Source organism: Roseateles sp. P5_E1 (genome assembly GCF_054049335.1).
In genome coordinates, this window is record NZ_JBFUMN010000021.1 from 70,759 (window position 1) to 82,912 (window position 12,154).

Annotated in this window: 9 protein-coding genes; all 9 read left to right on the forward strand. The window is 66.4% G+C overall.

Features of this window, described 5'->3' with window-relative positions; translation table 11 throughout:
- The first annotated feature begins 25 nt into the window (after positions 1 to 25).
- Positions 26 to 832, forward strand: coding sequence for a DNA-binding transcriptional regulator KdgR (kdgR, locus tag ACXJKJ_RS17110; protein ID WP_457321418.1), 807 nt, complete (start codon positions 26 to 28; stop codon positions 830 to 832).
- A gap of 90 nt (positions 833 to 922) precedes the next feature.
- Positions 923 to 1,942 carry an NADP-dependent oxidoreductase gene (locus ACXJKJ_RS17115; RefSeq protein WP_457391213.1) on the forward strand — a complete coding sequence of 340 codons (1,020 nt, stop codon included), beginning with the start codon at positions 923 to 925 and terminating at the stop codon, positions 1,940 to 1,942.
- Complete coding sequence (locus ACXJKJ_RS17120; protein WP_457391214.1) at positions 1,942 to 2,466, forward strand: GNAT family N-acetyltransferase; 525 nt, start codon at positions 1,942 to 1,944, stop codon at positions 2,464 to 2,466. The genes ACXJKJ_RS17115 and ACXJKJ_RS17120 overlap by 1 nt, the downstream gene beginning before the upstream one ends.
- A gap of 2 nt (positions 2,467 to 2,468) precedes the next feature.
- Complete coding sequence (locus ACXJKJ_RS17125; RefSeq protein WP_457321412.1) at positions 2,469 to 3,356, forward strand: SDR family oxidoreductase; 888 nt, start codon at positions 2,469 to 2,471, stop codon at positions 3,354 to 3,356.
- Between the two features lie 256 nt (positions 3,357 to 3,612).
- On the forward strand, positions 3,613 to 5,124 hold the full coding sequence (locus tag ACXJKJ_RS17130) for an MFS transporter (protein ID WP_457391216.1): 1,512 nt from the start codon (positions 3,613 to 3,615) through the stop codon (positions 5,122 to 5,124).
- A 69-nt stretch (positions 5,125 to 5,193) separates the two neighbouring features.
- On the forward strand, positions 5,194 to 6,450 hold the full coding sequence (locus ACXJKJ_RS17135; protein ID WP_457391217.1) for a TIGR03862 family flavoprotein: 1,257 nt from the start codon (positions 5,194 to 5,196) through the stop codon (positions 6,448 to 6,450).
- A 115-nt stretch (positions 6,451 to 6,565) separates the two neighbouring features.
- Positions 6,566 to 7,570: a PEP-CTERM sorting domain-containing protein gene (locus ACXJKJ_RS17140; RefSeq protein ID WP_457354686.1), complete on the forward strand. Its 1,005-nt coding sequence runs from the start codon at positions 6,566 to 6,568 to the stop codon at positions 7,568 to 7,570.
- A 147-nt stretch (positions 7,571 to 7,717) separates the two neighbouring features.
- Positions 7,718 to 10,048 carry a Tex family protein gene (locus ACXJKJ_RS17145; RefSeq protein ID WP_457391219.1) on the forward strand — a complete coding sequence of 777 codons (2,331 nt, stop codon included), beginning with the start codon at positions 7,718 to 7,720 and terminating at the stop codon, positions 10,046 to 10,048.
- A 160-nt stretch (positions 10,049 to 10,208) separates the two neighbouring features.
- The coding region (locus ACXJKJ_RS17150) for a TonB-dependent receptor plug domain-containing protein (protein ID WP_457391220.1) at positions 10,209 to 12,154 on the forward strand (1,946 nt) is incomplete at its 3' end.

Here is a 12,154-nt window from a genome sequence, read left to right on the forward strand (position 1 = left end):
ACACGCACCCGAAAGAATCGAAACGATGGACGACGACATTGCTGATTCCAAGCAGCCGGAGTCGGTTGCCGCGGTACTCAAGGTGTTCGCGATCCTGAACGCCCTGGGTGAGCGCAGTGACATCGGTATCACCGACCTGTCGGTGCGCCTGGCCATGCCCAAGGCCACGGTCTACCGTTTCCTGCAGACGATGAAGGGCCTGGGCTATGTGCGCCAGGAAGCCGACAGCGAGCGTTACGGCCTGGCCATGCGCATGTTCGAGATCGGCGCCAAGGCCCTGCCCTCGCCCGAACTCGTGGACCTGTCCAAGCACCACATGCAGATGCTGGCCGACGCCACTGGCGAGACCGTCCACCTGGGCAGCCTCATCGACAGCGAGATCATCTACATCCACAAGGTCGATTCGCGCCACATGCTGGGCATGTACTCGCGAATCGGCCGCCGCGCGCCGCTGCACTGCACGGCCATCGGCAAGGTGCTGATGGCCTGGGAACACCCCGAGCGCCGCGACCGCATCCTCGACGGTGCCGAGTTCAAGCGCTTTCGCGACAAGACCATCACAGAACGCCCGGCCTTCCTGGCCGAGCTGGAGCAGGTCAAGAAGCAGGGGTTCGGTGAAGACCGCGAAGAGTTCGACGATCACATCCGCTGCCTGGGCGTGCCCATCTTCGACCGCCTCGGCCAGCCCATCGCCGGCATGAGCGTGTCCTTCCCGACCTTCCGCTTCGATGTCGAGAAGGCGCCCGAGGTCGTCAGGATGCTGCAGACGGCCAGCAAGGACATTTCCGAGAAGCTGGGTTGCACCAGCTACCCGATCACGATCGCACCGTGAGTCGACCGCTCTAAAGCGTTGTCGCGCCTGGGACGCAGGGGCCTCCCCCGGGGTGCTTCAATGGCGGCTGTCGTGTGAACCAGCAGCCCCATGAGCCCCATCAACCGCCAGATCGTCCTCGCCTCCCGCCCCAAGGGCGAGGTCACGTCCGCCAACTTCCGCCTCGTCGAAGCGCCGCTCGCCGCGCTGGCCGATGGCCAGGTGCGCGTGCGCAACCACTTCCTCAGCCTCGATCCCTACATGCGCGGCCGCATGAACGAGAGCAAGAGCTATGCGGCCTCGCAGCCGCTCGATGAAGTCATGATCGGCGGCACCGTCGGCGAAGTCGTCGAGTCGAAAAACGCCAATTTCGCCGTCGGCGACAAGGTCGTCGGCATGGGCGGTTGGCAGGAATTCCAGACCGTCGACGCCACCCAGCGCGGCGTGCTGAACAAGGTCGACACCACCCACATCCCGCTGTCCGCCTACCTCGGCTCGGTCGGCATGCCCGGCGTGACGGCCTGGTATGGCCTGATGAAGATCATCAACGTGAAGGCTGGCGAGACGGTCGTCGTCAGCGCCGCCAGCGGTGCCGTCGGCAGTGTGGTCGGCCAGCTCGCCAAGGCGCGCGGCGCCCGCGCGGTCGGCCTGGCCGGCGGTGCGGACAAGTGCCGCTACGTCGTCGAGGAACTCGGCTTCGATGCCTGCATCGACTACAAGCAGCACCCCGATGTGAAGTCGCTGTCCGCCGCGCTGAAGGCCGAGTGCCCGAGCGGCATCGACGGCTATTTCGAGAACGTCGGCGGCATGATCCTGGACGCGGTGCTGCTGCGCGCCAATGCCTTCAGCCGCATCGCCATGTGCGGCATGATTTCCGGCTACAACGGCGAACCCATCCCGCTGACCTATCCGCAGCTCATCCTGACCAACCRCATGAAGGTCGAAGGCTTCATCGTGTCCGAGCACATGGAAGTCTGGCCCGAGGCGCTGAAGGAACTGGGCACGCTGGTCGCCACCGGCAAGCTCAAGTTCCGCGAGTCCGTCGCCGAAGGCATTGCCAGCGCGCCCGAGGCCTTCATCGGCCTGCTCAAGGGCAGGAACTTCGGCAAGCAGCTCGTCAAGCTCGTCTGATGCGCTGGACCTGCGTTCCGTTCAAGGACCTGAACGTCGAGCAACTCTATGACGTGCTGGCCCTGCGCTCCGAGGTCTTCGTCGTCGAGCAGAACTGCGTCTTCCTCGACATCGACGGCCTGGACCGCCAGACCTGGCATCTGCTGGGCCAGGGCGACGACGGCCGGCTCAAGGCCTATGCGCGGCTGATCCCGCCGGGCCTGAAGGCGCCCGACGCCCTCATCGGCCGCGTCGTCACATCGCCCGCGGCACGCAGTGGTGGCGTGGGCCGCGCGCTGATGGCCGAAGCCGTCGCGCAGTGCGAGCAGCTGTGGCCCGGCCAGTCGATCACGCTGCATGCGCAGGCGCACCTGGAGCGCTTCTACGCAAGCTTCGGCTTCTCGCCCGTTGGCGAGCAATACATGGAAGACGGCATCGCTCACCAAGAGATGCAGAAACGTAGCCCCCAATCGGCGCAAGCGCCTCAGCCCCCCGAGGGGGTTAAGAAGCCTCGGGGCGGCCCTTCGCCTTCTCAGGAGACCTGAACATGACCAAGAAAACCGCTGTCATCACCGGCGCCGGTTCCGGCTTCGGCCTGGAAACCGCCCGCCTCGCCGCCCGGCGCGGCATGAACCTCGTCCTCGTCGACGTGCAGGCCGATGCGTTGGACAAGGCCGCCTCCGAGTTCAAGGACGTCGAGGTGCTGGCCCGGGTCGTCGACGTGGCCAAGGCCGATCAGATGGAAGCACTGGCTGCGGCCGTGCAGGAACGCTTCGGCGCACCCCACTTCGTCTTCAACAACGCCGGCGTCGGCTCGGGCGGCCTGATCTGGGAGAACTCCCTGGCCGACTGGGAATGGGTCATGGGTGTCAACGTGATGGGCGTCGTGCATGGCGTGCGCCTGTTCACGCCCATGATGCTGGCTGCGGCCAAGGCCGACCCGGGCTACTCGGGCCACATCGTCAACACCGCCTCCATGGCTGGGATGCTGAACCCGCCGAACATGGGTGTCTACAACGTGTCCAAGCACGCCGTCGTGTCGCTGTCCGAGACGCTGTACCAGGACCTGTCCCTGGTGACCGACCAGGTCCATGCCTCGGTGCTCTGCCCCTTCTTCGTGCCCACCGGCATCAGCCAGAGCCACCGCAACCGCCCCGGCGAGTTCGCGGCGAGCAAGCCGACCAAGAGCCAGATGATTTCCCAGGCCCAGAGCGACAAGGCTGTGTCCTCGGGCAAGCTGACCGCGGCCGATGTGGCGGCCATGGTGTTCGACGCCATCGACCACAACAAGTTCTACATCTTCAGCCACCCGCAGGCTCTGGCCGGCGTACAGACGCGGCTGGAGGACGTCATGCTGCTACGCAACCCGACCGATCCCTTCCTGGACCGGCCCGAGATCGGCGCCGGCCTGCGCGCCAAGCTGCGCGCCGATTGAGCCCGCCCAGCGGGGCCTGACCATCGCGTCGGCCTCGCGGGCCCCCTTGCGCAGCGACTGCAGCTGCACTGAGCCCTGCCGGCCCCAGCCGGCAGGGCTCAGTGCATGGGGAACGAGAAGTTCAGGCCACCTGCGACCGGTTCAGCCCAGGGTTGACGGCAGGTCCCAAAGCATCTGTAAATGGGATACTTGCTTCACGGAACGGCAGGCCACAAAAAATGAAACTGTCTTCCAGTTAAATGAGAGACAGCAAGTCATGAGCAAAACGATCTCGATGAGGCACACGCTGAGCTACGGCGGCGCCAACCTGCTGGGCAGCGGTGCCCTGGCCATTGCGGCCGCATGGCTGCTCTATTTCTACACGACCTTCTGCGGTCTGACGGTCGTCGAGGCGGCCACGATCTTCTCCCTGGCCAGCATCCTGGACGCCATCAGCAACCCCGTGATGGGGTATATCAGCGACAACTTCTACAACACGCGATTGGGCCGAAAGTTCGGGCGCCGGCGTTTTTTCATCTTGACGGGCATACCCCTGGTGCTGCTCTATCCACTGATGTGGATCGAGGGTTTCGGGTTCTGGTACTACCTGAGCATGTATGCCCTCTTCGAGCTGGTCTATACCTCCATCATGGTGCCGTATGAAACCCTGGCGACCGAGATGACCACGGATTTTTCGGCTCGCTCCAAACTCACCGGCGCCAAGGCCATGTTCGGCAAGGCGGCCAACTTCCTGGCCGCCTTCATCCCGGCCCAGCTCTTCCTGGTCTACAGCAAGGAATCGGCCACGCCCTTCCTGCTGACCGGCATCATCTACGCCCTCATCATGTGCGGCGCCATGACCGCCCTCTACCTCTCCTCTTGGGAGCGGCCCGTGCATGAAGTGGCGCAGGAGCGCGCCGGCAGCCTGGGCCAGGCGCTCAAGAAACTCGGCATGGACATGCTGTCCACCTTCCATCTCAAGATCTTTCGCAAGCACCTTGGCATGTATCTGCTGGGGTTTGGGGCGGAATGGCTGTTTGCTTCGATATTTACTTACTTCATCGTCTTCTGCATGGGGCAGGACAAGTCGGTTGTCGGCTATCTGAACAGTTTCAGCTCGGTGATGCAGCTGATATCCACCCTGCTATTCATCGGCCTGTGCATCAAATTCGGTTTCGCGCGCCCCTACCGTATTGCCCTGCTCATCGTTTGCGGCAGCGTGCTGGCCTATACCGCGCTGTTCTACCTGGGTTGGAGCAAGCAGACCACGGCCATCGCCCTCTTCGCCGTCACGGCCGTGTTCGGCCTGGGCACCGGCGGGGTCTACTACATCCCCTGGACGGTCTACACCTTCCTGGCCGACGTCGACGAGGTGCTGACCGGGCGGCGGCGTGAAGGCATCTATGCCGGCGCCATGACCTTCGCGGGCAAGATCACGCGCTCGGCTGTCGTCTTTGTCATGGGCTGGATCCTCGGCCAGTTCGGCTTCCTTTCCGGCCAGGCCACACAGCCGGAGAGCGCGATCAACGCCATCATCGGCATCTTCACGCTGGGCGTCATCGGCCTGGCGCTGGGCGGCATCTACTACACCACCCAGATGAAGCTCGACCGCAAGAACCACGCCGTCTTGCTGGAAGAAATCGCCCGCATCAAGGCCGGCGGCCGCATCGCCGACGCCCCTGCGCAGGCGCGCGCCGTGGCCGAGGAACTGACAGGCTGGAAGTACGAGCAGTGCTGGGGCAACAACGCCCTGGCGCCGGCGGGGGCGAAACCGCCGGTACGGGCCTGACGGGCGAGGAGCTCCGTAGGCTGCACGGCCCAAACACAGCGCCGCAAGCACCGGTTCCTAGAATCGGGCATGCATCCCAAAGATCTCACGGCCGATATCGCCATCATCGGCGGCGGCCCTGCCGGGCTGATGGCGGCCGAAGTGCTGGCCGCCGCCGGCCTGGCGGTCACCGTCTTCGACGCCAAGCCCAGCGTGGGCCGCAAATTCCTGCTCGCCGGCAAGGGCGGGCTCAACCTGACCCATTCCGAGCCTTTCGAGCCCTTCGTCGGCCGCTTCGGTGAGCGCGCCGCGCAGATCGAGCCGCTGTTGCGCGCCTTTGACGGCGACGCGCTGCGCGATTGGGCCTCGGGACTGGGCGTCGAGACCTTCGTCGGCACCTCGGACCGCGTGTTTCCGAAAGACCTGAAGGCTGCGCCGCTGCTGCGCGCCTGGCTGCACCGGCTGCGCGCGGCCGGCGTGAAGTTCGCGATGCGGCACCGCTGGACGGGCTGGGCTGACGATGGCGCGCTGCGCTTGGACACCCCCGACGGTGAACGCCTGGTGACACCACGCGCCACGCTGCTCGCGCTGGGTGGCGCTTCCTGGCCCCAACTCGGCTCGGACGGCGACTGGGTCGAGCGGCTCGCTGCGCGGGGCGTGGACATCGCGCCGCTGCATCCCGCCAATTGCGGCTTCGACGTGGGGCCCACCGCGGCCCACGCCGACGGCCCCGGCTGGAGCGAACGCTTTGCCACCGAGTTCGCCGGCCAACCGATCAAGCCGGTCGCACTCGAGACCGAAGGCTTCGCGAATCGCGCTGGAGAGTTCGTCTTCACGGCCACAGGCATCGAGGGCTCGTTGGTGTATGCAGCGAGCAGCACATTGCGCGAGCAGATCGCGCGTGACGGCGTCGCCACGCTGCACCTGGACCTGCTGCCCCAGTTGGCGCCCGAGCGCGTGCTCGCCGAGGTCAGGCACCCGCGCGGCAGCCGGTCCCTGTCCTCGCACCTGAAGAGCCGCCTGCACCTGAACCCACTCAAGCTCGGCCTGCTGCACGAGTTGCTGACGCGTGAGCAGATGCTGGACGCCACTACGCTGGCTGCCGCGCTGAAGCATCTGCCGCTGACGCTGCACGCGCCCCGCCCCGTGGCCGAAGCCATCAGCACGGCCGGCGGCGTGCGCTTCGAGGCGCTGACCGGTGGCCTGATGCTGACCGCCCTGCCCGGCGTTTTCGTCGCCGGCGAGATGCTGGATTGGGAGGCGCCCACCGGCGGCTATCTGCTGACGGCCAGCATGGCAAGCGGGCGCGCAGCAGCCGCCGGGCTTGCGGCTTGGCTGACGTCCTGACAGTCACAGCTGGTTGCAATCCAACCGGCAGGCATCCCTAGCCCTTGGGTGCCACGGGGACGGAGTGAGCCGAAGCGACTCCTAGACTCCGCCGTCCCTGCTAACGCCTCATCTCATGACGTCCCTGCGCCTCGCCACCCTGGCCCTGAGCTTGACCGCCGCGTTCGCCCACCTCCCGGCATCGGCCGACGCGACCTTGCCGCCCATTTCCCTGGGCATGCCCAATGCGTCCAACCTGTACGGGCTGGAACTGAACCAGTGGTTTGTCGCCACCAACGAGGCCACGGCCGGCACGATCATCGACGGCACGCTCAGCCAGGACGGCGCCTGGTTGAACTTTCCGTCCGCTGCCCAGCTGAGCCGCAGCGCGGCTGACTCGCAAGCCGTCAATGACAAGCTGGCCTCGGCCTTCGCCCGCGTCGGACCGACCAGCCTCGGTGCGTCGGCCTCCGCGCTGGCGCCGTTGAATCCGACCGCCATCAGCAGCGTTGCAGTCGGCCATTCCTTCGTGGGCTACTGGGCCATGCTGGACCAGGACACGACCGTTCAGTTTGACCTGAAGCTTGATGGCCATCTGGCGACGACGGGTGACCGCGCCCTGGGCGCCGACCGCTCGGGCGCTGCCGTCACCGCCTTCGTCGTCGGCTCGCAAGCCAACTTCACGGCCGAAAGCCAGTACGCCTTGTTCAAGGCCGCGGGGCTCGATGCCTTCGAAGTCGGGGGCGATCCCCTGCTGCAGCAACTCATTGCCGCCCACCCCAGCACGCAGACCCATCTCGACGTGTTCGGTGTGCAAAGCGACACCATGAGCCGCTCGCTGGACGTCGACACCACCCTCCACGTGAGCGCCAATGGCACGCGGATCGACTGCCAGACTCCCATCTCGCCCGCCTGCGGCCGCTACTTCTACATGGTGGGCGCATTCCTGTTCACGGGTGCGCAGAACGGTGGCGCCGCCGATTTCTCGCACACGCTCGACGTCACGAGCATCCGCATCGGCAACGACGCGCCACAGCCCTTCAACGCAGTCTCAGCCGTGCCCGAGCCGGCATCGGCTGCGATGCTTGTGGCCGGCCTCATCGGCCTGGGTCTTGCCACGCGCCGCCGCCTGCGCTGCTGACACTCAGGGCCCGCCGGTCCGCGGCAGCGGGCGGCGCCCTGCGCGACGGAAAACCTGGAGAAGTCGCGCGACGGGTTTCAGGTATCCCGTTGCAGGAAACTCGTGTGGGAAAATCGCAGGCTTTTCGCCCGATTTCCAGAGCCCGTTTTGGACAACAAGCTGATCGTTTCCCAGATTGCCGCCGAGCTGAAGGTGAGGCCCGCCCAGGTGCAGGCTGCCGTCGAGCTGCTGGATGGTGGGGCCACCGTGCCCTTTATCGCCCGCTACCGCAAGGAGGCCACCGACGGTCTCGACGACATCCAGTTGCGTGAGCTGGACGCGCGCCTGGCCTACTTGCGCGAGCTGGCCGAGCGCCGCGAGGCCGTGCTCAAGTCCATCGCCGAGCAGGGCAAGCTGACGCCGGAGCTCGAAGCCGCCATCCGCACGGCACCGACCAAGCAGGAGCTGGAAGACCTCTACCTGCCTTACAAGGTCAAGCGTCGCACCAAGGGCCTGATCGCCCGCGAGGCCGGCCTGGAGCCGCTGGCGGACAAGCTCTTCGCAGACCCATCACTGACGCCGCTCGATGAAGCCGCGAGCTTCATCAACGCCGAGGCCGGTTTTGCCGATGCCCACGCGGTGCTCGATGGCGTGCGCGACCTGCTTGCCGAGCGCTGGGCCGAGGATGCCGTGCTGGTGGGCAAGTTACGCGAGTGGCTGTGGGACGTCGGTCTCTTCCAGTCCAAGCTGATGGACGGCAAGAGCCCGGACACGCCGGACAACGCCAAGTTCCGCGACTACTTCGACTACGCCGAAACCATCAAGACGGTGCCGTCGCACCGCGCGCTCGCCGTCTTTCGCGGCCGCACGCTGGAGCTGTTGGATGCCAAGCTGGTGCTGGACGAAGAAGTCATCGCCGGCCAGCCCACCCTCGCTGAAGGCCGCATCGCGAGCCACCTCGGCTGGCGCCATGCCAACCGCCCCGGTGACGCGCTGATCCGCAAGACCGTGGGCTGGACCTGGAAGGTCAAGCTGTCGCTGAGCCTGGAGCGCGACCTGTTCGCCCGGCTGCGCGAGGCGGCGGAAGCGACCGCCATCAAGGTCTTCGCCGAGAACCTGCGCGACCTGCTGCTGGCCGCACCCGCCGGCAAGCGCGTCGTCATGGGACTGGACCCGGGCATCCGCACCGGCGTGAAGGTCGCCGTCGTTTCCGACACCGGCCGTGTTTTGGACACGTCCACCGTCTACCCGCACGAACCACGCCGCGATTGGGACGGCAGCCTGCACACGCTGGCCAAGCTGTGCGCCACGCACGGCGTCAACCTCATCGCGATCGGCAATGGCACGGCCAGCCGCGAGACCGACAAGCTGGCCGGCGAGCTGATCAAGAAGCTGCAGGCGCTGGATGCGTCGGTGCAGATCGAGCGCGTCGTCGTCAGCGAGGCGGGCGCTTCGGTCTACTCGGCGTCGGAGTTCGCTTCCAAGGAGCTGCCCGACCTGGATGTGAGCCTGCGCGGCGCCGTATCCATCGCGCGCCGCCTGCAGGACCCGCTGGCCGAACTGGTCAAGATCGACCCCAAGAGCATCGGCGTCGGTCAGTACCAGCACGACGTGAACCAGAGCGAGATGGCGCGCACGCTGGATGCCGTCGTCGAGGACTGCGTGAACWMGGTCGGTGTGGACCTGAACACCGCCTCGCAGGCCCTGCTGGCCCGCGTGTCGGGCCTGTCGGCGTCGGTCGCCAGCAGCATCGTGCGCTGGCGCGACGCGAATGGCGCCTTCAAAAGCCGCCAGCAATTGCTGGACGTCAGCGGCCTGGGCCCCAAGACTTTCGAGCAGGCGGCCGGCTTTTTGCGCATCCGTGGCGGCGACAACCCATTGGACTTCAGCGGCGTCCACCCCGAGACCTATCCGCTGGTCGAGAAGGCGCTCAGCATCCTCAAGCGCCCGGCCGCTGACGTCGTCGGCCGCAKCGAGGTGCTGCGCACGCTCAAGCCCGAACTGCTGGCCGACGAGAAGTTCGGCCTCATCACCGTCAAGGACGTGCTGGCCGAGCTGGAAAAGCCCGGCCGCGACCCGCGCCCAGACTTCAAGGTAGCGCGCTTCAATGACGGCGTCGAAGACGTGAAGGATCTGCAGCCCGGCATGCTGCTCGAAGGTACGGTCAGCAACGTCGCGCAGTTCGGCGCCTTCGTCGACCTGGGCGTGCACCAGGACGGGCTGATCCATGTCAGCCAGCTGTCCAACAAGTTCGTCAGCGATGCGCGCGAGGTGGTCAAGACCGGCGACATCGTCAAGGTCAAGGTGCTGGAAGTGGACCTGGCGCGCCAACGCATTTCCCTGACGATGAAGCTGGACGCCCAGGCACCGCGAGGCCCGAAGCCGGACAACAACTTCCGCCCCGCGGCGCGCAACGAACGTGGCCCGCGCCAGTCTCAGGACTCCCAGGCCCCTGCCGGCGGTGCGATGGCCGCGGCCTTTGCCAAGCTCAAGCGCTGACCTTCGTCATTGCCACAGCGAGCTGCCATGATCGCGGCCCGCGCCGCGGGGCGTCGATTGGTGCCCCTGAACCCGCAACTGGTCGCAGCACCGCCGCGCCATGACAGCGCTGCCGCTATGGTGCGCGCCGCGCGCTGAATCGCATCTCTCGGAGTCCGTCTTGAAAACCCCCGCCCTCGCCTTGCTGCTTCTGCTCAGCCCAGCCCTGGTCCTGGCCCAGCAGGAGGTCGACCGCGCCTCGAACAACTCACCCACGCCCAGCAACAACCAACTCGAACGCGTCTCGGTGACGCGCCAGCAGACCGACACCGACCTGCGCCGCCGCGAGCCCGTGGCCAAGCAGCTCTATGGCCGCGACGAGCTGGACAAATACGGCGACACCCAGCTCAGCGATGTGCTCAAGCGCCTGCCGGGCATCAACGTCTCCGGCGGCCAGCTGCGCATGCGCGGCCTGGGCGGCGCCTACACGCAGATCCTCGTCAACGGCGAGCCGGCGCCCCCGGGCTTCAGCCTGGACAACCTGAACCCCGCCCAGGTCGAGCGACTGGAGGTCAGCAAGGCCCCGACGGCCGACCAGAGCGCCCAGGCCATTGCCGGCACGCTCAACATCATCCTGAAGGACGCCCCGCGCGTCGTGCAGAAGGACTTGCGGCTGGGAATGGCCTATGCGTCGGAAAAGCCCGTCATCAACGCCGGCTTCACCTATGGCGACCGCGTCATCGGCGGCCTGGGTTTCGTGCTGCCGATCAATGTCCAACAGTGGAATTTCGTCAACGAGAACGAGGGCGACCGCGTGCGTGACCGCGGCCTCACCGGCCTGCGCAACAGCGGGCGCGACCGCTCGTTCGGCCAAGGCTTCAACATGGCGCCGCGCCTGAACTGGAAGCTCGGCGACGACGAGACGCTGAGCGTGCAAGGGTTCTTCATCCAGAACCGCTTCCGCAGCGAAGGCAGCAACACCACCGAGGTGCTGTTCGCAGACCCGGCCACGCCGAGCAAGAGCGTGCTGCCGCCCAGCCTGCTCGACACCACTCGCAACCGTGGCACCTTCTCGGCCCAGCGGGTCAATCTGCAATACAACAACCGCTTCGGCGAGGACCGCCGCATCGAGTTGCGCGCCGGTGCGGGCAGTGGCGGCGCGGACTTCAACTCCGGCTTCTTCGGCCGCAACAAGGACGGCACGCCGGCGATCGACCGCCTCACCACCGGCGAAAACCGCAATCGCAACACGACGCTGTCGGGCAAATACAGCCAGTACGCTGGCGATGCCCACACCGTGACCACCGGCGCCGAACTGGAACGTCGCAMGCGTGACGAAAGCCGTCGCACCCAGCAGTTCGACTACCGCAAGGCCAACCCCAAATGGGAGGACCTGCTGACCGGCGTCGAAGGCCAGCCCTTCGACGCCACGATCACGCGCTCGGCCCTGTATGTGCAGGACGAGTGGGAGATCAACCCGCAATGGTCGGCCTATGCCGGCGTTCGCCACGAGCAGATCAAGATGGCCAGCGAGGGCGCAAGCAGCCAGTTCGCCAGCACCAGCAAGGTCACCACGCCATTGCTGCACCTGAACTTCAAGCCCGACCCCAAGGGCCGCGACCTGGTGCGCGCCAGCCTCACGCGCAGCTACAAGGCTGCCGACGTCCAGCAGCTCATCGCCCGGCCGACCGTCAACACCGATTACGAGGTGCGCGGTCCCAATGCCCACATCAACACCGAGCTTGGTCCCGACCGCATCGGCAACCCGCAGCTCAAGCCTGAACTGGCCACGGGGCTGGACGTGGCCTACGAGAAGTACCTTCCGGCCGGGGGGCTGATCTCCGTTGGCGTTTTCCATCGCCGCATCACCAACCTGATCCGCACCGACCGCCCGCGGTTGATGACCGTCGACTATGCCGACACGCAGCGCTACGTCATCACCCAGATCAATCTCAGCAAGGCCACGACCCAGGGCTTGGAGCTGGAGGTCAAGGGCCGTGCCGGCGAACTCTTCCCCAGCCTCTTCGAGCCCAGCACCAACCTCAATCTGCGTGCGTCGCTGAACCTGTACCGGTCCACGGTCGCCGACATCCCCGGCCCCGACAACCGTCTGGAAGGCCAGCAGCC